Origin of the sequence: Seonamhaeicola aphaedonensis (assembly GCF_003386195.1) — a bacterium.
Classification (GTDB): domain Bacteria; phylum Bacteroidota; class Bacteroidia; order Flavobacteriales; family Flavobacteriaceae; genus Seonamhaeicola; species Seonamhaeicola aphaedonensis.
The window spans coordinates 303,391-329,956 of sequence record NZ_QRDX01000002.1; the positions used below are offsets into that span (position 1 = coordinate 303,391).

The 26,566-nt window shown below is 32.6% G+C and carries 25 protein-coding genes; 8 read left to right on the top strand and 17 right to left on the bottom strand.

Going from position 1 to position 26,566, the window contains the following annotated elements; genetic code table 11:
• Positions 1–43: 43 nt before the first annotated feature.
• The 15 genes from hisB to DFQ02_RS05150 form a co-directional block, all read right to left on the bottom strand.
• A complete protein-coding gene (gene hisB, locus DFQ02_RS05080; protein WP_116039910.1) occupies positions 44–1,180 on the bottom strand; it encodes a bifunctional histidinol-phosphatase/imidazoleglycerol-phosphate dehydratase HisB in 1,137 nt (378 codons plus the stop codon).
• Positions 1,177–2,214, bottom strand: coding sequence for a histidinol-phosphate transaminase (gene hisC, locus DFQ02_RS05085; protein WP_116039911.1), 1,038 nt, complete (start codon positions 2,212–2,214; stop codon positions 1,177–1,179). Before hisC ends, hisB begins: the two co-directional genes overlap by 4 nt.
• Before the next feature lie 99 nt (positions 2,215–2,313).
• Positions 2,314–3,600, bottom strand: a complete 1,287-nt coding sequence (hisD, locus tag DFQ02_RS05090) for a histidinol dehydrogenase (protein ID WP_116039912.1) — start codon at positions 3,598–3,600, stop codon at positions 2,314–2,316.
• 42 nt (positions 3,601–3,642) lie between these two features.
• On the bottom strand, positions 3,643–4,500 hold the full coding sequence (hisG, locus tag DFQ02_RS05095; protein ID WP_116039913.1) for an ATP phosphoribosyltransferase: 858 nt from the start codon (positions 4,498–4,500) through the stop codon (positions 3,643–3,645).
• A 310-nt stretch (positions 4,501–4,810) separates the two neighbouring features.
• Complete coding sequence (locus DFQ02_RS05100) at positions 4,811–5,626, bottom strand: prohibitin family protein (RefSeq protein ID WP_116039914.1); 816 nt, start codon at positions 5,624–5,626, stop codon at positions 4,811–4,813.
• A 35-nt stretch (positions 5,627–5,661) separates the two neighbouring features.
• Positions 5,662–6,438 carry an SDR family NAD(P)-dependent oxidoreductase gene (locus tag DFQ02_RS05105; RefSeq protein ID WP_116039915.1) on the bottom strand — a complete coding sequence of 259 codons (777 nt, stop codon included), beginning with the start codon at positions 6,436–6,438 and terminating at the stop codon, positions 5,662–5,664.
• Complete coding sequence (locus tag DFQ02_RS05110) at positions 6,438–8,474, bottom strand: VWA domain-containing protein (RefSeq protein ID WP_116039916.1); 2,037 nt, start codon at positions 8,472–8,474, stop codon at positions 6,438–6,440. The genes DFQ02_RS05105 and DFQ02_RS05110 overlap by 1 nt, the downstream gene beginning before the upstream one ends.
• A gap of 4 nt (positions 8,475–8,478) precedes the next feature.
• Positions 8,479–9,225: a 3-oxoacyl-[acyl-carrier-protein] reductase gene (fabG, locus tag DFQ02_RS05115; protein WP_116039917.1), complete on the bottom strand. Its 747-nt coding sequence runs from the start codon at positions 9,223–9,225 to the stop codon at positions 8,479–8,481.
• A 115-nt stretch (positions 9,226–9,340) separates the two neighbouring features.
• Complete coding sequence (gene sucD / locus DFQ02_RS05120; RefSeq protein ID WP_116039918.1) at positions 9,341–10,213, bottom strand: succinate--CoA ligase subunit alpha; 873 nt, start codon at positions 10,211–10,213, stop codon at positions 9,341–9,343.
• Between the two features lie 98 nt (positions 10,214–10,311).
• Entirely contained in the window at positions 10,312–11,256 is a 945-nt protein-coding gene (locus DFQ02_RS05125; protein ID WP_116039919.1) for a UDP-3-O-(3-hydroxymyristoyl)glucosamine N-acyltransferase, read from the bottom strand.
• Positions 11,257–11,823: an elongation factor P gene (gene efp, locus DFQ02_RS05130; protein WP_116039920.1), complete on the bottom strand. Its 567-nt coding sequence runs from the start codon at positions 11,821–11,823 to the stop codon at positions 11,257–11,259.
• Positions 11,824–11,827: 4 nt separating this feature from the next.
• Positions 11,828–12,613 (bottom strand): acyl-ACP--UDP-N-acetylglucosamine O-acyltransferase, encoded by a 786-nt coding sequence (lpxA, locus tag DFQ02_RS05135; RefSeq protein WP_116039921.1) that lies wholly within the window; start codon positions 12,611–12,613, stop codon positions 11,828–11,830.
• A 93-nt stretch (positions 12,614–12,706) separates the two neighbouring features.
• Entirely contained in the window at positions 12,707–14,113 is a 1,407-nt protein-coding gene (locus DFQ02_RS05140) for a bifunctional UDP-3-O-[3-hydroxymyristoyl] N-acetylglucosamine deacetylase/3-hydroxyacyl-ACP dehydratase (protein WP_116039922.1), read from the bottom strand.
• Positions 14,104–15,126, bottom strand: a complete 1,023-nt coding sequence (gene lpxD, locus DFQ02_RS05145) for a UDP-3-O-(3-hydroxymyristoyl)glucosamine N-acyltransferase (protein WP_116039923.1) — start codon at positions 15,124–15,126, stop codon at positions 14,104–14,106. The genes DFQ02_RS05140 and lpxD overlap by 10 nt, the downstream gene beginning before the upstream one ends.
• A gap of 94 nt (positions 15,127–15,220) precedes the next feature.
• On the bottom strand, positions 15,221–16,441 hold the full coding sequence (locus tag DFQ02_RS05150; RefSeq protein ID WP_116039924.1) for an HD domain-containing protein: 1,221 nt from the start codon (positions 16,439–16,441) through the stop codon (positions 15,221–15,223).
• Between the two features lie 66 nt (positions 16,442–16,507).
• Here DFQ02_RS05150 and porX point away from each other — a divergent pair, with 66 nt between their 5' ends.
• From porX to DFQ02_RS05165, 4 genes are all read left to right on the top strand, one after another.
• A complete protein-coding gene (porX, locus tag DFQ02_RS05155) occupies positions 16,508–18,061 on the top strand; it encodes a T9SS response regulator signal transducer PorX (protein WP_116039925.1) in 1,554 nt (517 codons plus the stop codon).
• A 90-nt stretch (positions 18,062–18,151) separates the two neighbouring features.
• Positions 18,152–18,583 (top strand): tRNA (adenosine(37)-N6)-threonylcarbamoyltransferase complex ATPase subunit type 1 TsaE, encoded by a 432-nt coding sequence (gene tsaE / locus DFQ02_RS05160; protein ID WP_116039926.1) that lies wholly within the window; start codon positions 18,152–18,154, stop codon positions 18,581–18,583.
• A 169-nt stretch (positions 18,584–18,752) separates the two neighbouring features.
• On the top strand, positions 18,753–18,899 hold the full coding sequence (locus DFQ02_RS15175; protein ID WP_181896358.1) for a hypothetical protein: 147 nt from the start codon (positions 18,753–18,755) through the stop codon (positions 18,897–18,899).
• A gap of 13 nt (positions 18,900–18,912) precedes the next feature.
• Entirely contained in the window at positions 18,913–19,383 is a 471-nt protein-coding gene (locus tag DFQ02_RS05165) for a hypothetical protein (protein ID WP_245940199.1), read from the top strand.
• Here the strand turns inward: DFQ02_RS05165 and DFQ02_RS05170 are convergent.
• The gene (locus DFQ02_RS05170; protein WP_116039928.1) at positions 19,380–21,806 is read right to left on the bottom strand and encodes an outer membrane beta-barrel protein; all 2,427 of its coding nucleotides are present in this window, start codon (positions 21,804–21,806) and stop codon (positions 19,380–19,382) included. The two genes, DFQ02_RS05165 and DFQ02_RS05170, sit on opposite strands and share 4 nt — an antisense overlap.
• Positions 21,807–21,992: 186 nt before the next feature.
• Here DFQ02_RS05170 and DFQ02_RS05175 point away from each other — a divergent pair, with 186 nt between their 5' ends.
• Genes DFQ02_RS05175 through DFQ02_RS05185 form a run of 3 tightly spaced genes read left to right on the top strand, consistent with a single transcriptional unit; the run spans position 21,993 to position 24,170 of the window.
• Positions 21,993–23,192: an alanine dehydrogenase gene (locus tag DFQ02_RS05175; RefSeq protein WP_116039929.1), complete on the top strand. Its 1,200-nt coding sequence runs from the start codon at positions 21,993–21,995 to the stop codon at positions 23,190–23,192.
• A 26-nt stretch (positions 23,193–23,218) separates the two neighbouring features.
• Positions 23,219–23,572, top strand: a complete 354-nt coding sequence (locus tag DFQ02_RS05180; protein ID WP_116039930.1) for a hypothetical protein — start codon at positions 23,219–23,221, stop codon at positions 23,570–23,572.
• Positions 23,573–23,576: 4 nt separating this feature from the next.
• Positions 23,577–24,170 carry a sugar transferase gene (locus DFQ02_RS05185; RefSeq protein ID WP_116039931.1) on the top strand — a complete coding sequence of 198 codons (594 nt, stop codon included), beginning with the start codon at positions 23,577–23,579 and terminating at the stop codon, positions 24,168–24,170.
• Between the two features lie 7 nt (positions 24,171–24,177).
• On the opposite strand, the gene DFQ02_RS05190 is transcribed toward DFQ02_RS05185, so the two are convergent.
• Positions 24,178–25,365: a proline dehydrogenase family protein gene (locus DFQ02_RS05190; protein ID WP_116039932.1), complete on the bottom strand. Its 1,188-nt coding sequence runs from the start codon at positions 25,363–25,365 to the stop codon at positions 24,178–24,180.
• A 95-nt stretch (positions 25,366–25,460) separates the two neighbouring features.
• Between DFQ02_RS05190 and aroB the strand changes: the two genes are divergently transcribed.
• Complete coding sequence (gene aroB / locus DFQ02_RS05195; protein ID WP_116039933.1) at positions 25,461–26,528, top strand: 3-dehydroquinate synthase; 1,068 nt, start codon at positions 25,461–25,463, stop codon at positions 26,526–26,528.
• Positions 26,529–26,566 lie beyond the last annotated feature (38 nt).

Sequence of the window (26,566 nt, forward strand, 5' to 3'; positions counted from 1 at the left end):
TTTTCACATCCCTGTAATTCCCCCTTCGGGGGTTAGGGGGCTTTTATAACATTCCTTTTGTACTAGGTAGAAACATTTTATTAGCATCACGCTTCACAGCCATTTTCATGGCTTTAGCAAAGGCCTTGAAAATACCTTCAATTTTATGGTGTTCATTTACACCTTCTGCTTTGATGTTTAAATTACATTTGGCGCCATCAGTAAACGATTTAAATAGGTGGAAAAACATTTCTGTTGGCATATCCCCTATTTTTTCTCGCTTAAATTCTGCGTCCCATTCTAACCAATTTCTTCCTCCAAAATCAACGGCTACTTGCGCTAAACAATCATCCATTGGCAGGCAGAACCCATAGCGTTCGACACCTAATTTATTGCCTAATGCTTTGTTGAAAACTTCTCCTAAAGCAATCATGGTATCCTCAATAGTGTGGTGTTCATCAACTTCTAAATCACCATTTACTTTTATGGTTAAATCCATGGCACCGTGACGCCCAATTTGATCTAACATATGGTCAAAAAATGACAACCCTGTATCTATATTATTTTCACCAGAACCATCCAAATTTAATTTTATATATATCTGAGTTTCATTGGTGTTACGTGTAATTTCTTCAACTCTATCTTCAAGTTTTAAAAACTCATAAATTTCTTTCCAGTCTGTACTAGTTAATGCGATACAATCCTGTATTTCTTTTATAGAACCCTCAATTTCATCAGCTCCCAGCTTAGGGTTTTCTGAAAGATATATGCCTTTTGCCCCTAAGTTTTTAGCTAGTTCCATATCGGTTATTCTATCTCCTAACACAAATGAATTTGCTAAATCATAGTCTTCGGAAAAGTATTGAGTTAACAAGCCAGTTCTAGGTTTACGTGTATCGGCATTTTCATTAGGAAAAGTTTTATCAATATGGATAGCAGTAAACTCTACACCTTCTTTTTTAAACGCCTCAATAATTTTATTTTGAGCTGGCCAAAAGGTATCTTCTGGAAAGGATTCTGTCCCTAAGCCATCCTGATTGGTGACCATTACCAGTTCATAATCTAATTCGCTAGCAATTTTTGCCATGTACTGAAACACTTTAGGGTAAAACTCTAATTTTTCCAAACTATCTAATTGGCAATCTACTGGCGGTTCTAATACCAAGGTGCCGTCTCTGTCTATAAACAATACTTTTTTCATGATATAGAATTTAAAGCATCTATTAGTATACTACTCTCCTCAGGTGTTCCAACTGTAAAACGCAAACAGTTTTCACAACCTGGCTGTGTGGTTCTATTTCTTATGACGATACCCTTTTCAATAAGCTGATTATAGCGCATGGTAGCATTATCAACTTTAGCTAAAATAAAATTAGCATCTGAAGGATATATTTTCGATACAAAAGAAACTGCTTTAAGTTTATTAACCAAATTATCCCTTTCCTTTAAAATGAATTGTACCTGACTTTTGATTAATTCGTGATTTTTAAGTTGTTCTATAGCCCGTTGTTGCGTCAACTCATTCACATTATAAGGCGGTTTAATATTATTTAAAACCGAAATAATTTCTTTTGAAGCATAGCAAATCCCCAATCGAATACCAGCCATTCCATACGCTTTAGACAAAGTTTGGGTGACGATTAAATTAGGAAACTCATCTAACCTTTCAATCCAGCTTGGAATATCAGAAAAGTCTATATAAGCCTCATCAATAACCACAACACCATTAAACTCTTTTAGTAATCTTTCAATAGATTCTTGAGAAAAACTATTACCTGTTGGATTGTTTGGTGAGCACAAAAACAAAAGTTTGCTATTTTCATCTGCTATACCCAAAATCTTATCGACATGTGGTTGAAAATCATCAGATAATTGGACCTCTTTTATGTCAATTGCATTAATATTAGCCAATACACTGTACATGCCATAGGTTGGCGGCAAAGTGATAATATTATCTATATTTGGTTCACAAAATGCTCTAAAAATTAAATCTAGAACTTCATCACTTCCATTACCCAACAAAATATTCTCTACAGGAATTCCTTTTAAATTCGAAAGTAAATCTTTTACTGTTCTTTGTTGGGGGTCTGGATAACGATTTACACCATTCTCATAAGGATTCTCATTAGCATCTAAAAACACCATGTTATCCGTTGTACCCTTGAACTCATCTCTAGCCGAAGAGTAAGGTTTCAGTGCCTTTATACTGGGTCTTATTAAATCTAAAATACTCATTGTACTCTCACACTGAATTCATTTCAGTGTCTTATTAGTTTTGAGATGCTGAAACAACACTTCGATTGCGCTCAGTGTAACAGTTCAGCATGAAAAATATTATTTTTTTAAATCCTTTAATCTAATGGTTACAGCATTTTTGTGTGCTTGTAAGCCTTCAGCTTCTGCCATTAATTCTATAGTCTCACCAATATTCAAAATACCTTCTTTAGATATCTTTTGAAAGGTCATACTCTTTTGAAAGCTGTCTAAATTAACTCCAGAATACGCTTTACTAAATCCATTGGTTGGTAAGGTATGATTGGTTCCAGAAGCATAATCTCCTGCACTTTCTGGGGTATAATCACCAATAAAAACAGAACCAGCGTTTCTTATACCATTCACATAGTATTCTTCATTTTCTGTACAGATTATAAAGTGCTCTGGTCCGTAATTATTAATTAATTCTAAAGCAGTCTGGTCATCTTCTACATATATCAACTTAGAATTATCAATGGCTTTTTCAGCGATATCCTTTCTAGGTAAAACAGCAACTTGTGAACTCACTTCCTTAGAAACTTTAGCAATCATTTCTTTTGAAGTTGATACTAAGATTACTTGACTATCGGTGCCATGTTCTGCCTGACTCAATAAATCTGAGGCCACATATGCAGGATTTGCACTTTTATCTACAACGACTAATAATTCACTAGGCCCAGCAGGCATATCTATAGCCACACCATATTTTGTGGCTAACTGTTTTGCAACCGTTACAAACTGATTTCCGGGTCCGAAAATTTTATATACTTGTGGAATACTCTTTGTTCCAAACGTTAGAGCTGCTACGGCTTGTATTCCTCCAACTTTAAAAATCTTAGTAATGCCACAAAGTTTGGCAGCATATAATATTTCCGCCGCTAATTTCCCTTCTTTATTAGGTGGAGAACATAATACAATTTCATTACAACCTGCAATTTGCGCCGGAGCGGCTAACATTAAAACTGTAGAAAATAAAGGCGCTGTTCCTCCAGGAATATACAATCCTATACTTTCAATAGCACGCTTTTCTTGCCAGCATTGAACACCATTGGCTGTTTCTATACTAACTCTCGATGTTTTTTGAGCAGCATGAAAGGTTTTTATATTCTTTTTAGCCATTTTTATGGCGTTCTTCAAAGCCTCTGGAATTGTTTCAATAGCGTCTTCAATTTCTTCATCAGATACTAAATTACTATCTAGAAGTACCTTATCAAAGCGCTGGGTATATTTACGTATGGCTTCATCTCCATTATTCTGAACATCTGTAAAAACTTCACTAACAATACCTTCAATATCATTAACAGTTTTTGTAGGACGCTTAAGAATATCAACCCAGGAATCTTTATTTGGATTTTCAATTACTTTCATTCTAACCTTTTTTTGAGATTCTTCACTTCGTTCAGAATGATACTAAAGCACCATTTTTTCAATTGGACATACTAAAATACCTTGGGCTCCATTAGCTTTAAGTTCATCAATTACATCCCAAAATTCGTTCTTGCTAATTACAGAATGTACAGAACTCCAACCTTCTTCCGCCAATGGTAATACGGTTGGACTTTTCATTCCTGGCAATAAACTAACTATTTTTTCAAGTTTATTGTTGGGTGCATTTAATAGCACATATTTGGAGTTCTTTCCTTTTAGTACTGATTTAATTCTGAATAAAAGAGTGTCTAAAATCTCTTGCTTATCCTCAGACAAATTAGGTGTAGACGTTAAAACAGCCTCACTTTTAAAAAGTACTTCAACTTCTTTTAAATTATTTTTAAACAAGGTGCTTCCGCTAGATACAATATCAACAATTGCATTAGCTAAACCAATGTTTGGGGCAATTTCTACAGACCCATTTATGATGTGAATATCTGCTTTTTCACCTTTTTGTTCAAAATACTGATTTACAGTATTTGGATAAGAGGTTGCTATCTTTTTACCTCTTAAATCTTTGATAGAATTATATTCTACATCCTTAGGAACGGCAATAGATACCTTACATTTAGAAAAACCTAATCGTTCAACAATTGGCAAATCTTGCCCTTTTTCTATCAAAGTATTTTCACCCAAAATAGCAATATCAACCACGCCATCACGTAAATACTGAGGAATATCACCATTACGTAAATACAAAACTTCCATAGGAAAGTTTCTAGCTTCTGCCTTTAATTGGTCTTTGCCATTATCAATAGAAATACCACAATTTTTTAATAATTCTAACGATTCTTCATTTAATCGTCCTGATTTTTGAACTGCAATTTTTAACTTACTCATTTTGATTTTGTTATGAGTTTGAAACCACCTAGTTGATTTTAGAAATGAAAAACCCGCTTGATGGTCTCAAACGGGTTTAAATATATTTTTGATTTTATTCAATACATTTTCACTTCGCTTGAGAGCAAATATGAAAATGATGATGTGTTTGAATAAAAGTCATTTTTACTTTGTTTCTGCAAATATCTATAAAACTTGATTAAAATTCCAAATAAAGCCACTGATTTTTTAAAATTTAATTTTAAATCAAATATGATGACTAATCATTATTTAAAATTTAAAATATAAGCTAGAAAACTGATTTTTTTGTTTATTGATTTCCTAAGATGAGAGGTAATCCACTGTCTCCAGAACCAATCACTATTACCTTACTGTTTGGTGATTCTGCTAATTTGTTAGTAGCTTCAATGCCTTTATCTTGCAAAATTTGATCATTTAATGAAGCACTTAAAATTCTATTGGCATCTGCTTTACCTTGCGCTTCAATACGTTGTCTTTCTGCTTCTTTTTCGGCTGTTACTAACCTAAACTCGTACTCCAGAGACTCTTGTTCCTGTTTTAATTTACGCTCTATAGCATCTTTAATTGTAGGTGGTAAGGTCACATCTCTTACTAGTATTTCATCTAGAATGATATACTGATCACTTACAATTTTCTTTGTTTCTTCAAAAATCTCAGCTTGTATAGCATCTCTTTTACTTGAGTATAATTGCTCTGGTGTATAGCGCCCTACAACACTTCTAGCTGCAGATCTTATGGTTGGCAATAAAATACGATTTAAGTAATTTTCACCAATTTCTTGATGCAACTTTCCTAATTCATCATATTTAGGCTTATACCAAGCTGAAGCATCTAATTGAATATCTAATCCGTTAGATGATAAAACCTTCATTTTTTCAAAAATTTCTTGTCTTCTAACTTCATAAATATACACTTTGTTCCAAGGCGCAACAATATGAAACCCTTCTCCTAATGGCGGTTGATCTGTAACAACACCTTTATCAAAAGTCTTATAAAGCACTCCTGCCTGACCAGAACCAATAGTTACGGCAGATTTAGCAATTACAATTACTAGTATGATGATTCCAATTATTATTGGTAATCCTATTTTAGGTAATTTTTCCATTTTAATTATGTTTATTGTTATTTATTTATAAAATTTTATAGTTTGCCTTGATTGACTAACTGTCCCCCATCAATTGTTAACATTTGACCAGACGTTGTATGAGCATCAGCCCCCAGATAGACAATGCCATTAGCAATATCTTCAGGTAGAGATGTTCTACCCACAAGTGCAGCATTTTCAAATTTCTTTTTTACCGATTCATAACGATCTCCTAAAAAGCCTTTGGTCCATCTGGTTTGAATAAAACCAGGACAAATACCATTTACTCTTACTTCTGGAGCCAAAGCATGTGCTAGTGATAATGTCATGGTAGATAAAGCACCTTTAGATGCTGAATAAGCTATAGAACTACCAACTCCGGATATAGCACTCATAGATGAAATATTTACAATACTTCCTTTTACTTTTTTCAAATGCGAAGCAGCATATTTTACCATTTGGTAGGCGCCAATAACGTTCACTTTATAAACATCAATGAAATCTTTTTCATTTAACCCATTTAAGTCATTATAGTCACAGAATTTAGTTGCTCCTGCATTGTTAACTAAAACATCTATTCTGCCAAAAACTTCAATGGTTTTATTCACCATACTTTTACAATCTTCTTCATTTGCAACATTTGCTTTACAAACTAGCGCATTAACACCAATTTGTTCACATTTTTCTTTTAATGCAAATGCTGCATCCTCACTTCTTGAATAATTTATGACAACATTCCAGCCTCTTTTAGCAAACGCAACACATGCAGACGCTCCAACTCCAGAGGAAGAACCTGTTATCAAAACAGTTTTAATTTCTTTTGATTTATCCATTAAATTAATCCGTTATATTTCCTCAGAAACCATTCAGCAGATAAACAAAAAGAAATGACAACTAAAAGAAATTTCCAATCTATCAAAGGTATGACATTTTTAGTTGTTTTTTGAATGGAAGTGTATCTATTATCAGTCATTAAATCATTAATCAAATTATCTGCACTACTAATAAAATAGCTTTTACCACCACTATTTGATGCTAATTGTTGTAGCTTAGTCACATCGGCATTTAAAAATTGTTGTTCAACATCATATTCTAAAACGGTAAAACTGCCTGACTTACTCATATTATTTTTTGAAGCCTTGACAGTGAAATTATATTCTGATGGAGGTAAACTACTAAGGTCTACTTGATAACTTTTGTTTTTGAGAACAAATGGAAATTCAATCTCATTATCTGACGCTTTATCTTTTACTTTTATATTTAAGATTTCTCTATCATCAAAAACGTAGTTTTTATCAAAAAACTGTGCATTCATAATGATGTTACTTCTGCCTACATAAAAGGATTCATAGTCTATATTTAAACGACTTCTTTGTTTATTGGAAGCCAAGTATTGGACCAATTTTCCAATAAAATTATCAAAGTCCTTAAAAGACTTAGAGTTTAAATAACTTTGAGCGCGCCATTTCCAGATGTTTTCACCAAATAAAATACCTTCTCTCCTGTTGTTAGTTTCTATGGTAGCCAATAAGGGTTCATTAATGGAGACTTCACCAACTCTTTTCGTTAAAATAGATTGATAAGGAACTTTGAAAACAGTAGCACCATAATTGGAAGTTAATGGTGGAAACGATTCAAAATCAATATCTGTTAATTGAAAAGGTGAAAAATTAGAGTTAAAATCAGCTTGATAATCTTCAGTTTGTAAAATAATTTCATGTGAAAAATTTTCATTGATATTATTAATGAAATTTAAATCTGTTTTAGCCCCAATAATGATAAACCTATTTTTATTTTGTTTATCTAGTTCTTGAAAGAGTAACCTGAATTTGTTATCAGGCTGATTAATAATTATCAATTGATAGTCATTGATTTGATCAATAATGTCGATAGAGTTTAAAACAGTAACTGAACGCTGTTCGTTACTTTCAATACTTTTTTTGAATGCCCCAATATCTGGATGCCAAATATTAGTTACAAATGCTATTTTAGTTTTTTGATCTATGACCTCAATAGCAAAATTTTTAGAGTTGTTAACCGTATTCTTTTCTTTTTCAATGGGTTTTAAACTCAACTTATAACTATTTGTGCCTATAGCATTTGCAGGAAGTGTAAAATTTATAATTTTAGAATTATCAGACTTTGAAAAACTTACAGATTGAGAATAAATTGTAGTCCCTTGTTTAGTAACTTCAAGCTTTGAATTTATACTATTACTCCCACTGTAAACCAATATGGCTTCAACAGGAAACCTGTTTTTTAAATACGCAAATTTATTAACATTGAGTTGCTGTATTTTTAAATCATTGTAGGTTATGGTATCTCCTAAGATAACAGGATAAATAGGTTGTTTATAATTCTTATAAGCAAATTGGTAATCATTACCAAAGGTTTGATTTCCGTCTGTTATCAAAACCGTTGGTGATATAGATGAGTTATAAACTTGTGAAAACTGACTGAATGCTTTATTAATGTTTGTTTCAGTTTCGTTAAAAGTTAATGAATCTAAAGATTTTAAAGTGTTTCCAAATGTATATGTTGAAATATTGAATTTATCACTTAAACTTTTATCATTCAGAAGCTTATCAACTAAAAGTTTAGTTTCTTTATCTCTATTCAGGTGTTTTATGGAGCTTGAATTGTCCAGAGCAACTATTAAGTTTGGTTTATCAGTATACACTCTAATTTGCTCAAATTTCGGATTTATTATGAGAAGTAAAATTGAAAAAACCGTAATAAATCTTAAAAAAGAAAATAGTGCATTTAATTTAAAACGTTTGGTCTTTGATTTATATCTATACTGAAAAAGCGCTATAAATAGCGCTAATATTCCAGATAATATGATATAAATTAAAGTCTCTGTAAACATAAATTTAAGTTAGCATTCCCCCATCAACATTCAACGTTTGACCAGTTACATAAGCCGATAAATCACTGGCTAAAAACACACAAGCATTTGCAACGTCTTCTGGAGTGCCTCCTCGTTTTAATGGTATTTCTGCTCGCCATCCATTTACAACTTCTTCATCTAATTTCGCTGTCATTTCAGTTTCAATGAAGCCTGGTGCAATCACGTTACTTCTAATATTTCTTGATCCTAATTCTAAAGCCACTGATTTGGAGAATCCTATAATACCTGCTTTTGAAGCCGCATAATTGGTTTGCCCAGCATTTCCCTTTACTCCAACTACGGAGCTCATATTTATAATGGAACCTTTACGTTGTTTTAACATGGTACGTTGCACGGCTTTGGTCATATTAAAAACCGATTTAAGGTTTACTTCAATAACGGTATCAAAGTCTTCTTCACTTATACGCATTAATAAGTTGTCTTTAGTGATTCCAGCATTATTAACTAAAATATCAATACTTCCAAATTCAGATGCAACATCGTTAGCTAATTGTTGTGCTTCCTCAAAACTTGCAGCATTACTTTGGTATCCTTTTGCTTTCACCCCTAAAACATTCAATTCATCCTCTAATTGTTTAGCTGCTTCAACAGATGAGCTATATGTAAAAGCTATATTGGCTCCTTGTTTAGCGAATACTTGTGCTATTCCTTTACCTATTCCTCTACTAGCCCCTGTGATAATGGCTGTTTTTCCTTCTAATAATTTCATGCGTTAAATCTAATTTATTAAAATAGTTGATATTCAAATATACTAATTACAAGTTGTTTAAAATTTAAAACCTCACAAATTATTGTGAGGTTTTAAATTAATATATTATTAAAGTTTAAGCTAGAACTTCAGCAACTTTCTTACCAATTTCAGCGGGAGAATCAACAACGTGGATACCACATGCCCTCATAATTTTCTTTTTTGCTTGGGCAGTATCATCGCTACCACCAACAATGGCGCCAGCATGCCCCATAGTACGTCCGGCGGGCGCTGTTTCACCAGCAATAAAACCAACAATAGGCTTATTGCTTCCACTAGCTTTATACCAATTAGCAGCATCTGCTTCTAACTGACCTCCAATTTCACCAATCATAACAACGGCTTCAGTTTCTGGGTCATTGATTAATAACTGCACAGCTTCTTTTGTAGTAGTACCAATGATTGGGTCACCACCTATTCCTATAGCCGTTGTGATTCCTAATCCCTGTTTTACAACTTGGTCTGCCGCTTCATAAGTTAAAGTTCCTGATTTAGACACTATACCAACTTTTCCTTTTTTGAAAACAAAACCTGGCATGATACCAACTTTAGCCTCTTCAGGTGTTATAACTCCAGGGCAATTTGGTCCAATCAAACGACAGTCTTTACCTTTTATATAATCTGAAGCTTTAATCATATCAGCTACCGGAATACCTTCTGTTATTGTAATAATTACTTTAATGCCAGCATCGGCAGCTTCCATAATAGCATCCGCAGCAAAAGCTGGGGGCACAAAAATAATAGTTGTGTCAGCACCAACTTCTTTAACGGCATCTTCAACGGTATTAAAAACAGGTTTATCTAAGTGTGTTTGTCCTCCTTTACCCGGAGTAACACCACCAACAACATTGGTACCATACTCAATCATTTGACCTGCATGAAATGTTCCTTCACTGCCTGTAAAACCTTGAACTATTATTTTTGAATCTTTATTTACTAAAACGCTCATACGTAACTATTTTTATTATCTATAAAATTGAAAAGCAAATGTAATTTTTTTGAGGTGATTTATTAAATCATTATCTCATTTATTTCGAGAATAATCTTTTAAATATTGTTTTTGCTTTTTAAAATATCTAAAATTTCGGGAATCTTTTTAATGGAAGCAATCTCTTTATATTTAGATCTAAAATCATCTGCAGGTATACCAAAATAGCTTTTACCTCCTTCTAGTGACTTACTAACACCAGCCTTTGCAGATATAATTGCTTTTGAACCAATAGTTATACCACTTGTAATACCCACTTGTCCCCAAATGGTTACTTCATCTCCAATAACTACACAACCTGCAATACCAACCTGTGAGGCTATTAAGCATTTATTACCTATGACTGTATCGTGCCCCACCTGCACCAGATTATCTATTTTAGTACCTGCCTTTATGGTAGTGTCTCCTGTAACACCTCTATCAATAGTACAATTTGAACCAAGGTCTACACCATCTTCTAAAACAACTCTCCCGCAAGATAAAAGCCTATCAAAACCTTCGGGACGCTTTTTGTAATAAAACGCATTAGCCCCAAGTACAGTACCAGCGTGAATGGTCACATGATCACCAATAATGGTATCATCATAAATACTAACATTAGAATGGATAACACAATTTTTACCAATTACCACATTGTTTCCTATAAAACAGTTCGGTTGAATAATGGTGTCTTCACCAATTATAGCCGAATCAGAAATTTGACTGTTAGATTTCTGAAAAGGTTTAAAATGATTTGAAAGTTTGTTGAAATCTCTAAATGGATCGTCACTAATAAGCAATGCCTTTCCCTCTGGACATTCCACCTCTTTATTAATCAATACAATGGTAGCAGAAGAATTTAACGCTTTATCATAATATTTTGGATGGTCAACAAATACAATATCACCTGGTTCCACTACATGAATTTCATTCATGCCAAGAACTGGAAAGTCAGCCTCCCCAACAAAATTACAATCTATTAATTTTGCTATTCCCTGAAGTGTCTGAGGTTGCGGAAATTTCATTTATTCATTAATACGTTCTTTATAAGTACCTTTATCTGTTTCTACCTTAATCTTATCTCCTTCATTTATGAATAAAGGCACATTAACTATAGCACCTGTTTCAACGGTTGCTGGCTTAGTAGCGTTTGTGGCAGTATTTCCTTTAATACCTGGTTCTGTATGAGTTACTTCTAAAATAACATTGGCAGGCATTTCAACAGAGAGCGGCATATTATCTTCAGTATTGATAAGCACCGTTACAACTTCGCCTTCTTTCATTAAATCTGGACTATCTAATATTGCTTTCTGTAGTTCAATTTGAGAATAATCTTCGGTATTCATAAAATGATAGGTTTCGCCTTCATTGTATAAATATTGAAATTTATGAGTTTCAACTCTAACATCATCTAGTTTATGACCTGCTGAGAATGTGTTATCAATAACCTTTCCTGTTGTTACGCTTTTAAGTTTAGTTCTTACAAAAGCAGGACCTTTACCAGGTTTAACATGTAAGAATTCAACAATTTTAAAAATATCATGATTATACCTTATACATAATCCGTTTCTAATATCACTTGTAGTGGCCATAAAATTAATTTGTTTTAAAATATCCTTTCATTATTCCTCGGTGCGAATTTCTGATAAATTGAAGAATTTCATCACGTTCTGGAGTTGCTTCCATTTCTGCTTCTATAATATTGGAAGCCTGAGTATTGTTATAATTTTTTTGATACAGAATTCTATAGATATTCTGAATTTCTCTGATTTTTTCTGCGGTGAATCCTCGTCTTCTCAAACCAACCGAATTTATGCCCACATAGGATAGCGGTTCACGAGCAGCTTTTACAAAAGGTGGTACATCCTTTCTAACTAAAGATCCACCAGTAACAAAAGCATGGTTTCCTACAGACACGAATTGATGAACTGCTGTCATACCAGCAAGCACAACATAGTCGCCAATGGTGATGTGACCTGCTAAGGTACTGTTGTTTGAAAAAATACAGTTATTACCCACAACACAATCATGAGCTATATGGCAATAAGCCATGATTAAGCAATTGTTACCCACAACAGTTTTCATTTTGTCGGCTGTTCCTCTATTAATGGTAACACATTCTCTAATAGTTACATTGTCGCCAATTTCAACAGTAGTGTCCTCTCCCTGATATTTTAAGTCTTGTGGAATTGCTGAAATCACTGATCCTGGGAAAATACTACAATTCTTTCCAATACGGGCCCCCTCCATGATGGTTACATTACTACCAATCCAGGTACCTTCTCCAATAACAACATTATTGTCTATGGTAGCGAATGGTTCTATAACTACATTTTTAGCGATTTTAGCTCCTGGATGGACGTATGCAAGTGGTTGATTCATTTTTATTTTTTTACTTTAATAATTGGTAAAATATGGATTGACAACTTAATAGTAAACAAAACAATAAATCACCTGTAAATACTTGATAAATAATTATTTAACTTTAGTTATTTGAGCCATTAGTTCTGCTTCTGCACATAGTTTTCCATTTGCATAAGCATACCCTTGCATATGACAAATACCACGACGTATAGGTGTGATTAACGTACATTTAAATATTAAAGTGTCTCCAGGCATCACCTTTTGTTTAAACTTAACATTATCCATTTTCATGAAAAACGTTAGATAGTTTTCAGGATCAGGCACCGTACTTAAAACCAATATGCCTCCTGTTTGTGCCATGGCTTCCACTATAAGTACTCCGGGCATTACAGGTGCTCCTGGAAAATGTCCTTTAAAGAATTCTTCATTCATAGTGACATTTTTGGTAGCTATAACATGATTATCAGTGAGTTCAAATACTTTATCAATTAATAAGAATGGTTGCCTGTGTGGTAACATGGCCATGATTTGAGTAATATCCATTAAAGGCGTTTGATTCAAATCTATATTAGGAACATTGTTCCGGCGTTCATTTTTAATAATCTTTGAGAGTTTTTTTGCAAACTGAGTATTTATAAAATGCCCAGGTTTATTGGCAATAACCTTTCCTCTTATACGTGTTCTAACTAAGGCTAAATCACCTAAAACATCTAAAAGTTTATGTCTTGCAGCTTCGTTAGGGTAATGCAGCGTTAAATTATCTAAGATACCATTTGGCTTTACTGCAATAGCATCCTTTTTAAAAGCTACTTTTAATTTCTCCATAGTTTCAGGAGATAAGGGTTTATCAACGTATACAATAGCATTATTTAAGTCGCCTCCTTTAATTAAACCATGCTCTAAAAGCATTTCTAGTTCATGCAAAAAGCTAAAAGTTCGGGAATTTGCAATATCTTTTTTGAAGTCTGATATTCTATTTAATGTTGCATTTTGAGTCCCTAGAACTTTAGTACCAAAATCTACCATTGTAGTGATTTGATATTCCTTTGCGGGCATTACTAAAATTTCGCTCCCAGATTCTTCATCAGTGTAAGACACGATATCAGTCACTACAAATTCTTCTCTAAGAGCATCTAATTCAACAATACCTGCTTTTTCAATAGCTTCTACAAAAAACTTAGAAGACCCATCCATAATCGGTGGCTCCGATGCATTTAGTTGAATAATAACATTGTCTATATCCAATCCAACTAAAGCAGCTAAAACATGTTCTGTGGTTTGAATGGTAACCCCATTTTTTTCTAAACACGTACCGCGTTGTGTATTGGTAACATAACTGGCGTCTGCTTCAATTGTGGGTTCTCCTTCTAAATCAACTCTTTTAAAAGCAAAACCAACATTGGCAGGAGCTGGGGTAAAAGTTAAAGTAACATCTTTACCTGTGTGTAGGCCTACACCAGTCAAAGAAATTTCTTTTTTAATGGTTTTTTGTTTTAGGTCTGTATTTATTATTCCCATCTATTTTTTTCTAGATCATTAATTGTTTTGACAATTTTGGGTAGATTTTTAAAATGCACATAGGATTTGTTGTAGTCTGCATAAGGTAAAGCAGGCGACCCTTGCAATACTTCATTATCTTTTACATTCCTTCCAATACCAGATTGCGCTTGAATTTTAACATTGTTACCAATGGTGATATGGCCAACAATACCTACTTGACCTCCTATTTGGCAATTCTCTCCAATTTTTGTTGAACCCGCAATTCCTGTTTGAGCAGCAATGACAGTGTTTTTTCCAATTTCAACGTTATGAGCTATTTGAATTTGGTTATCTAGCTTTACACCTCTTCGTATTACGGTAGATCCTAAAGTGGCTCTATCTATAGTAGTGGCTGCACCAATATCAACAAAATCTTCAAGAATAACATTACCTATTTGTGGCACCTTATTGTATTCACCTTTTTCATTGGGTGCAAAACCAAACCCGTCTGCACCAATAATGGCACCAGAGTTTATAACACAACCATTGCCGATAACGGTTTCAGAATAAATTTTAGCGCCGGCAAAAATAACAGAGTTATTTCCAATGGTTACATTATCTCCTATGTACACGTTTGGAAAAATCTTTACATTCTCACCAATGGATACATTGTCACCAATATAAGAAAACGCTCCCAAATACAAATTTTCGCCATGTTTTGCGGTAGACGAAATAAAACTTGGTAGTTCAATCCCTACTTTATTGTTTTTAACCTCATTATAATACTCTAATAATTTTGAAAACGATTTATAGGCATCATCAACTTTTATTAAGGTTGTTTCAATACTAGTTTCTGGATTGAATGTCTTGTTAACAATAGCAACACTAGCTTTTGTAGTGTAAATGTGCGCAGTGTATTTAGGATTTGCTAAAAAAGTCAAGGAACCTTCAGTTCCTTCTTCAATTTTAGAGAGTTTAGATACTTCGGCTTCTGGATTACCAACAACATCACCTTCCAGAATACCTGCTATTTGTTGTGCTGTAAATTTCACACTTTTTTAAGTTTGTTGTTTTAGTTTGGTAGCGCAAAAATAGGAAAAATGTCCTAAAGTTTTTCACAGAAAGGTGCTTATTAAAAATTGCTAACTACAATAGCTCTTTTGGGTAGCATATATAGTACTTTGTAACTGGTTTAGATAAGGTTTTAATATTAAGGTGATCAGAAGCCTTTACAATATCTATAATTTTACCAGATTTAAATAATACATTTATACGATTATTCTTTATTTGATAGGCTTGATTAGAAATACTACCCGTAAAAACAAAATACTCAGCCTCTTCTCTACTAATAGCGTGGCGAACCATAAAGGTATTTATATGATTTTCAAGATGCTTCTCTTTTATTTTATTGCTTTTCACTTTTATTTTAAGCAGATTCCGGTTAATAATCATTTCGCATAATTTACCTAAAACAAAATCTTCATCATGCAGCCAATGCTTCATGGCAGAAATAATATCATAATCGTCTAATTGTGAAAAAACATCAAGTGTTTCATTATTGAAATTTTCAATTGAAATCTTGTTATCTAAAAAGTACAATAAGGCATCACTTGCTTGTAAACTTCGTCCACTTTGATGAAGTTCCTTAGCTCGTTTTAATACTCTAATGAGTAAAAGCTCTGCTACTAAACCTGTTTTGTGTAAATACACTTGCCAATACATGAGTCTTCTAGCAACAATAAACTTTTCTACACTATAAATACCCTTTTCTTCAATTACCAACTCATCATCAACCACATTAAGCATCGTAATTAAGCGCTCGCTATTTATGTTTCCTTCTGCAACCCCAGTATAAAAACTATCACGCTTTAAATAGTCCGCTCTATCCATATCTAATTGCCCAGAAATTAACTGACATAAAAAATTTCTGTGATAATCACCTTTAAAAATTTTAATAGCTAGCGTTAAAGTTCCGTTAAATTCTTCGTTTAAACGCTCCATAAAAAGTAGAGAAATTTCTTCATGAGATACATTATCAACAATGCTGTTTTCCATGGCATGTGAGAACGGACCGTGACCAATATCGTGTAATAATATAGCCGCATAAAGCGCATGTTCTTCATTACTGGAAATTGTAACTCCTTTAAAACGAAGTACATTAACAGCCTGTTGCATTAAATGTACGCAACCAATAGCATGATGAAAACGTGTATGATGTGCTCCAGGATATACCAAATAAGACATTCCCATTTGGGTAATTCTTCTTAATCTTTGAAAGTACTTGTGTTGTATTAAGTCGAAAATTAGAGAATTTGGAATCGTAATAAATCCGTAAATTGGATCGTTTAATATTTTAAGTTTGTTCAAACTTTAAAAATTGTGGTTATCTACCACAAATATAAATATAAGATTAACATTTAAAATAATGCCTTAATGAATACCATACAAATACTTTGGGTAGATGACGAAATTGATTTACTAAAGCCACATATTTTATTTTTAGAACAACGAAACTACAAAGTTACCACCAGCACAAGTGGTAGTGATGCTATAGACTTATTAGAAAGCAACAACTTTGATATTGTTTTTCTGGATGAAAATATGCCTGGGTTGACAGGGCTTGAAACTTTAAATGAGATTAAGGAAAAAAGAGCTAGTCTTCCTGTGGTTATGATTACCAAAAGTGAAGAAGAATATATCATGGAAGAAGCTATTGGTAATAAAATAGCAGATTACCTTATAAAACCTGTAAATCCTAATCAAATTCTTTTAAGTTTAAAAAAGAATTTAGACCACTCTAGATTGGTTTCTGAAAAAACAACTTCAAATTACCAGCAAGAATTTAGAAAAATAGCCATGGATATGGCTATGGTAAACTCTTATGAAGCATGGGTAGAACTTTATCAAAAACTTATTTATTGGGAAATTCAGCTTGAAGATATAGAAGATACTGGTATGTTTGAAATTTTGGAGTCTCAAAAAACAGAAGCTAATATTCAATTTGGAAAGTTTATTGAAAAGAATTACAGTAATTGGTTTCAGCCCAACACCAATGCGCCTGTTATGTCTCATACGCTTTTTAAAGAACGTGTAGTGCCGGAGATTAATGAAGAACAACCAACCGTTTTCGTGGTTATAGATAATTTGCGATATGACCAATGGAAAGCCTTTGAACCCATTATAAACAACTATTATAAAAAAGAAAAAGAAGAAGCATATTTTAGCATATTACCATCTGCTACTCAATATGCTAGAAATGCTATTTTTTCAGGTTTGATGCCAAGTGACATGGAAAAGCTGTTTCCTCAATATTGGAAAAACGATACAGATGAAGGTGGTAAAAATTTATTTGAAGCCGAATTTTTAGAAACGCAAATGAAACGGTTAGGGCTCAATCATTTAAATTATGAATACTTCAAAATTACTAACGTTAAAAATGGCAAAAGGCTTGTAGAAAACTTCAATGCACTTAAAAAAAATGATTTAACTGTAGTTGTTTATAATTTTGTGGATATGCTTTCACATGCCAAAACAGAAATGGAAGTTGTGAAAGAATTGGCTTCAAATGATAAAGCTTACAGATCATTAACAGTAAGTTGGTTTAAAAATTCACCGCTTTTTGAAATGATCCAACAGGCTCAGAACCTTGGTTTTAAATTAATTATAACCACAGATCACGGCACTATTAATGTTAAAAACCCTTCAAAGGTTATAGGGGATAGAGACACTAGTTTAAATTTACGTTATAAAACAGGACGTAGTTTAACGTATGATGGTAAGGATGTATTTGAAGCAAAAAAACCAAATGAGCTTCATTTACCATCCATAAGTATGAGTAGCTCTTATATATTTGCTAAAGGTGATCTATTTTTTGCGTACCCTAACAATTACAATCATTATGTAAGTTATTACAGAAACACGTATCAACATGGAGGGGTGTCTCTTGAAGAAATGATTATCCCATTTATTGTTTTGAATCCAAAATAATCTATGTAAAGCAAAAAACATCGACGAAACACACTTTTTTCTAGGTTTTCTCGAAATATATTATTAATATTGCAGTAAAATTGTTCGATTTTGAAAGTCAATTACACACTGGAAGAAGTTGATATTACAGCCAGAGAGATTATAAATAATTTAAAAAGTAAAACTATTTTCTTGTACGGAAATATGGGGGTTGGTAAAACCACATTAATAAAATCAATAGTAAGATGTCTTGGAAGCCAAGACGAAGTTACTAGCCCAACATTTTCAATTGTAAATGAATATAAAACTGAAGACCACTTAATTTACCATTTTGATTTATATAGAATCAATGATTTGGAGGAAGCCTATAATTTTGGAATTGAAGATTATTTATATTCTGATGAATGGAAAATAATAGAATGGCCAGAGTTAATTGAACAAATAGCCCTAGAATATGACAGAATTGATATTGTATTAAATAATGACAATTCTAGAACATTAAGATTAAATTATGAACCAAATTTAACCGAAAAATCATGCTAAAACTGCGCTTAAAAACAACCTAAAACCTCCTTGAATTGAAGTTTTACGGTAAAACCTCAACAGTATTTTTAGAAAATCCTGTTTTTAACATTTTTTTAACATTTTACCAAATTCTTCAAGAAACTCTTTAGTTACATTTGGGTAATTAATTAATTAAATCCCTTATAAAATGAAAACTAAAAAGTACTTAATTGCAATAGCAATTTTCGGAGGTATGATGTTTTTAGCTAGTGCTGCAACAACATACAACGTAGATGGAGAGCAAACAGCAAAAATCGAGAAGTCGAGAATCAAAGTTCCTGGAACCAGCAGATAGAAAAAATCTAGTTTTGGGAAGTGTTATAGCTACTTTAATAGCTATAACACCTTACTTGTTCAGCTTACATGAAAGTGTTCCTGATGTTAAATCATGGGACACTTTTTTTGGTACCTATGAAAGTAAATTTTATGAAAGTTTGTTTGTATTAGCATGGACTTTGACAAGCAAAATCATTCCGTTGTTTCTTCTTTTTATATGGATTTTTACCTGTAGACACTGGTGGTATCATGTGCTTCTTGTTCCCATTGCAATGTATTTTTATCAGATTATAGTTGTACTTGATGACGATTTATCTTTTGCTGACAATAACCAAATATTCTATCTAATTCCTATAATGGCAATTATCATACCTTCTATTTATTTAATTAGAGCTCGGATTTTCAACAAAATTAATGAGGTAAATAAATCAATGGAAGAATTGGAAGAAGAGATGAAATTGTCACCAAAAAACTTCTGGGAAAAAGTGAAAGATTACTTTTAATCCTTGATTCTTTCTAACCGGTCTCTTTCTTCTAAGTCAATTAATTTTCGAGTTTTATTTAGTCTAGTATTACCAAATTTATAGTTGAATCCTACGATAAAAAGTCTATTTTCCATTCTAGATTTCATAAATACATCTTGATTAGCATATTGGGTGGTCTGGTTAAAATTTAAGTTATTAAAGACATCTGCTATTCCCAAACTCAAAGATGCCTTATTATCCCAAAACGACTTTCTAACATTAATATTCAAACCAGATCTTGTACTGGTTACAGATGGACCATTGGCAACTACAGGCGATATAAATAAATACGTTATATCAGCAGTAAGACTGTTGTCTTCTAAAAAGTAAAAAAAGTTAGCAACTTGAAAGTATAAAGACCATCTGTCAATAGACTGCAAGCTATTATCACTTTCTAAAGCAAAAAATTTGTTTTCATAATAAAATAATGATGAGACAACCGATAGGTTCCATCGCTTTAATAGCTGAGTATATGTAATAAAGTCAAGGCCGTAAGAAATACTATTATCAATGTTAGTAAAACTATATTTCAGTACATTTTCTTCATTATCTTGGAAAACAATCTCTTGAGCAGGGTCATTCTCATATCTATAATAAATTTCAAAAGTAAAATCTTTGTTAAAAGTGTACCCAAAAGTCACTACATCGTCTATCTGAGGCATTAAATTAGGGTCTCCCACTACAAAGGTGTTATCATTTAAAAAGTATCTAAATGGATTAAGCTGATTATATCGAGGGCGAGCTATACGTCTCTTATAGTTTAAATATATCTCGTTATTACTGTTAAGTCTATTCAAAATATGAATAGATGGAAAGAACTTTAGATAGTCTGTTTTATTCATTTGATTATTTAATAATGAATTCCCTTCTATACTCGTATACTCTAATCTTAAGCCTGTTTTAATACTCCATGAATCCCAATCCTGTGAATAACTTGTATAGGCAGCAAAATTAGTTTCATTATATATAAATGTATCGGAGTTGTTCAAATCCTCCTCCCGTATACCATTGTCAAAGATATATTGGGTTACTAGGCTCTCAGAATTAATATCTGAAACTTTGCCTCCAGCTTCAAACTCAACACCATCATTTAAGGGCAAATAATAATCAATTTGTCCTGTATATAATTTAATTTTTTGACTTGAAAATGTTTGAAACCTATTATCTCTAATTAAACTCTGGTCTGGAAACAAATAATCAGTATCAACATTCTGAAAACTCGAAAAATCATAATTTGTATGGTGAATACTAGCTGAAAGTTGTTCACCTCGATTATTGAATTTGTGATTATAATCTAAAGTAAACGCTAGATTAAAAGTTTCATAAACCGATCTACCATCAGTTACAAAAGAAGAATCAAGTTCTTTATTAGCGTTAAAAACCTCAGTTGTAGAATTAACAAAGTCTTTTGTGCTTTCTCTTGGGGCTATAAGCATGTTAGTTGAAAAACCTAAACTATTTTTATTATTAAGTTTATAATTAATATTACCACTTATAGTCTTATCAGCAGTTCTAACGGTACTTTTTACGTCAGTTTCCCAACTGGTTGCAGGTTGGGTGCCATTAAAAAAGTTAATAAATTGGTCATTATTTCTAAATTCGCGTTTAGGGCTATCACTAAAATTTAAATAGGTGTCAATTTTTTTAGTTTTAAAAAAATGACTGGTACCGTAAGTATACTTAGGAAATTCTGGGCCTTGTTTAAAATTACCAAAGACACTACCATGGTAACCCGTAACGATATTTTTACTGGTTATAATATTTAAAACAGCTCCACCCTCTGCGTCATATCGCGCTGGAGGATTGGTTATAACCTCTATGGATTTTATGTTTTCAGCTGGGGTTCCTTCCAAAAGTTGTTGGACTTCCTCTACAGATAGGTGCACTCTTCTATCATTTATATAAACCACTGGTGTTGAATTTTTTACGGTTATGTTACCGTCATGTACCATAACACCAGGTGTTTGTTTTAATACATCCAACACGTTACTGTTTGAGAGTGTGGAATTTTCCAAATTAAAAATTATTCTGTCAACCATTCTTTTAACTGTAGGTTTCTTAGCAATTACTGTAACACCTTCTAAAATCTCAACGGTTTCTTTCAGAATAATAGGTTCAATTGAAGTATTGGACTCTACAGTAATGGGTGTTTCAACAGATTCATACCCCAAAAAACTAACCTTAATTATAAAGTTTGAAGCGTTTAAATTTTCAATTTGAAAATAGCCATTATCATTGGTTGTAGTCCCACTTACAAATACATTATCATTGAAGATGACTATATTAGCGAAAGCTATAGGGAGATTTTTTTCATCCTGTACCCTACCTTGTATAACTAAATCTTGAGAAAAGCAGACAAATGAGAAAGAAAAAAATAAGAGAGCTAAAAATCTTTTTTGCATACAAAATATACCTCTATACAAACTTAAGGTATTTATGTTAAATTAAGTTATGGTAAAACCCCAATAAAAATAAATAAAAATCCCACAATTTTAGCTTTCTAGAGAAGTAAAATAATTAATTAAATTTTTAGTTTTTGTAAGCATTAAAAAATTTATTTGTAATTTGATTTTTATTTATAATTTTCGATGTCTAAACAACTTTCTCCGTTCACAAAGCAACAGCTTTTACCTCAAGAAGAAACCCTAGAAATATTTAAAAAAAAGGGAGACTTATTTATTGGAATACCTAAAGAAACTGCTTTTCAAGAGCAACGCATATGCCTTACTCCAGATGCCGTTTTTGCGTTGGTTAATAACGGACATAAAGTACTATTAGAATCAGGAGCTGGTGAAGGTGCCAGTTTTAGCGATAAAGATTATAGTGAAGCAGGTGCCGAAATTACTAAAGATACAGCAAAAGTATTTGCTTGTCCTATTGTATTAAAAGTGGAACCGCCAACGCTTGAGCAAATAAAACTTCTTAATCCACAAACCATATTAATTTCGGCATTGCAGCTCAAAACACAAAACAAAAAGTATTTTGAAGCTCTGGCATCTAAGCGAATTACAGCCTTGGCATTTGAGTTTATAAGAGATGCCGATGGCAACTATCCTGCCGTGCGATCGTTGAGTGAGATTGCAGGAACTGCTTCAGTTTTAATAGCTTCGGAATTATTATCAGACACCAAAGATGGTAACGGTTTAATGTTTGGAAACATTAGTGGTGTTCCACCTGTTGAAGTGGTTATTTTAGGAGCTGGAACGGTTGGTGAATTTGCCGCTCGAAGCGCTATGGGTCTGGGAGCTGGTATCAAAATTTTTGATAACTCCATTACCAAACTCAGACGTATTCAAACTAACTTAGGTAGACCGTTTTTCACATCTACCCTTCAGCCAAAAAATTTAACCAAGGCTTTAAAACGATGCGACGTAGTAATTGGAGCTGTAAGAGGCAAAAACAGAGCACCTATAGTTGTAACAGAAGGCCTTGTACAAACTATGAAAAAAGGCGCTATTATTATTGATGTAAGTATAGATATGGGGGGCTGTTTTGAAACCAGTGAGGTTACTTCTCATAAACACCCCACTTTTATAAAACATGGCGTGGTTCATTATTGCGTACCTAATATTCCTGCTAGATACCCCAGAACAGCATCAGTATCCATTAGCAATATTTTTACGCCATATCTATTACAGATTGCTGAAGATGGTGGTATTGAAAATTCTTTACGTTTTGATAGGGGTTTAAGAAATGGATTGTATTTTTATCACGGAATTTTAACAAGCAAATCTGTGGGTGAATGGTTTGATTTGAGTTATAGTGATGCTAACTTACTTATTTTCTAAAAGCACCCCAAATCAAAGTAATTTAAATGAAGTTTATACAACGATTAGGCTACTATTTAGGCGGTTTCTCTATTGGGTTAATAGTACTTGCTTTTTTCTTGAACGGAAAACAAGTGTCTTGTGATTATGGTCCAAAAGCCAGGGTTTTGAAAAATATTAATTCTAAGCCTATTAATTATACTCAAACTTTTATTAGTGATTCTTCCACTATCAAGCAGATATTGCAAAAAGGCAATATAGATTTTTCTAAAAGCAACCCAAGACAAGAACCTTGCGGAAACTATTTTATTGAAGGTAAGCATAATGATTATCTTGTGTCTGTTGTGATTAAGAACTGTGATAGCATTGTTACGGTATTAGATTTTAAAGAGGTTCCGTAAAGTTATGCTCAAAAGAAGTTTTGATGTTGTTTTTGCTGTCATTGGGTTAATCGTACTCTTTCCTATTCTTCTTTTAATTGCAATACTTATAAAAATTGATTCTAGGGGATCAGCGCTATTTATTCAAGGTAGAGTTGGTAAAAATAATACCGACTTCAATATTTACAAATTTAGAACCATGCGTATTCTTTCTGAAAAAGAAGGTCTCCTTACGTTAGGAAATAATGATTCTAGAGTTACCAAAATAGGTTATTTTCTAAGACGTTATAAAATTGATGAGTTTCCTCAATTAATTAATGTTTTAAAGGGAGATATGAGTTTTGTTGGACCTAGACCAGAGCTTAGGTATTACGTTAACTTTTACGATGAAAAAGATATAAATGTTTTTTGTGTTAGACCAGGTATTACAGGACTTGCTTCACTAAAGTATCGAAATGAGGTAGAACTTTTAAAAGCTGCTGAAAACCCAGAAGACTTTTATATAAACACCATCATTCCTGACAAACTTAGATATAATAAAATGTATATTGAAAAACGAAATTTCTTTTTTGATTTAAGAATTATTATCAAGTCATTTGCTAAAGTCATATATAAATAAACTATAACTACATTGAATATTGACTTCTTCTACGCTTCTTTTCGTTATTTAAAAGATTCAATTCTCTACCTGTTTGTCCGGCAACTGAGGTGTTTTCCTCAGCCCTTCTTATTAAATATGGCATAACATCTTTTACAGGTCCAAAAGGAATATATTTAGCCACATTGTAACCTAGATTAGCAAGATTAAAACTAATATGATCACTCATTCCGTACAACTGCCCAAACCAAACCCGAGAATCGTTGTTTTTCAAACCTTTTTCTTTCATTAAATGCATGAGCAAATAAGAACTTTCTTCATTATGAGTGCCCGCAAATACAAAGATATTATCTAAATTATCAACAATATATTTTAACCCATTATTAAAGTTGGCGTCGGTAGCTGCTTTATTTTCACAAATTGGAGACTTGTAACTTTGTTCTTTGGCTCTATCATTTTCCTTTTCCAAATAAGCACCTCTTACTAATTTATAACCTAAATAATACCCACCCTTAATAGCTTTTTTATGTTCCGCCTTTAAGAATTTTAATCTATCATGTCTATACATTTGTAGGGTATTGAAAACTATTGGTTTTTCAGTATTGTAGGTTTTCATCATCTCGGTTGCAAGAGTATCAGCCGCATCTTGCATCCAACTTTCTTCGGCATCAATTAAAACGGCAACGTCATTTTCTTTAGCCTTATTACAAATTATATTATAACGGTATACAACTTTATTCCAAGCTTCTTGTTCTGTATCGTCTAAAGATTTATTCATTCCCACTTTTGTATACAAACTTAATTTACCCAAACCAGTTGGTTTAAACACTGCTATAGGTATAGCATCTATATTTTTAGCAAAATCAATAATTTTTAGAACCTTTTCAACGGTATTATCAAACTCATTTTCATTTTCTTTACCTTCAACAGAATAATCAAGCACAGAACTAACTCCCTTACTAAACATCTTCTCAATGACTGGTAAACAATCGTCTTCATTAATACCTCCACAGAAATGGTCAAATACTGTAGCACGAATAAGTCCTTCTATTGGTAAATTTGCTTTTAATGCAAAATTGGTAGCGGCTGTACCTATTCTTACTAGGGGTTGAACAGATATCATTTTAAATAAAAAATAAGCTCTCTCTAACTCAGAATCGTTTTTAAGAGAAAAAGCAATTTCTGTATTTTCGAAAATACGTTCGTTTTTTTGCATTATTATCAACAACTTACTACAAATATAATTAACCATAAGTTATCATTTTATATAAAATCTCCTTAATTTCACAGCCTTTAAAAAGCTATTTATTTATGGATTCTATCACTTATAAAGATTGCACAATTCATTTTAATAATGACTGCTACACGGCTGTTAACAAGCATCTTAAAAAGCATAACTTTTCTAAGATTTTCATTTTAGTTGATGAAAATACACACCAATATTGTTTGCCTTTTTTCTTGGAAAAGCTTGAGGCGAATGCTGAAATTGAAATCATTGAAATTGAATCAGGTGAAATAAACAAGACTATTGAGACTTGCGTTGGTGTATGGAACACACTCTCTGATTTAGATGCCGATAGAAAAAGTTTAATGGTTAATATTGGCGGTGGTGTTATTACTGATTTAGGTGGATTTGTTGCTTGTACTTTTAAAAGAGGAATTGCTTATATAAATGTCCCCACTACCCTTTTATCTATGGTTGATGCATCTGTTGGAGGGAAAACTGGTGTTGATTTAGGACATTTAAAAAATCAGATAGGTGTTATTAGCGACCCAGATTTAGTACTCATAGATCCTTATTATTTAAACACATTACCTTCGAACCAAATGCGATCTGGTTTAGCTGAAATGTTAAAGCATGGATTGATTAGTGATAATGAATACTGGAACAAGTTCAAGGATTTGTCGGCACTTACATTGGTTGATTTAGACGAACTCATCTACCAATCTGTTATCATTAAGAGAAATGTGGTCAATGAAGATCCTTTTGAAGATGGTCTACGAAAAACTTTGAATTTCGGACATACTTTAGGACACGCCATAGAATCTTATTTTTTGAGCAACCCAAAGAAAGAAACATTATTACATGGTGAAGCCATCGTTATAGGTATGATATTAGCATGTTATATATCTTCTGAATTATCAGGTTTTCCAAAAGAGCTAACCAACGATATCAAAGATTTACTTATTGGTTATTACGGAAAAGTTTCTATTGATAAAAGTGAATATGAACCCATAATGGAGCTTTTAAAATATGATAAGAAGAATAATCATGGGAACATTAATTTTGTACTTCTAGAATCAATTGGAAAACCAAAGATTGACTGCAAAGTTGAGGACAATATTATTGTGGATGCTTTTAACTATTACAATTCGTAATCATAAAAAAAAGCCTTTTTTTAAAGGGCTTTTTAGTT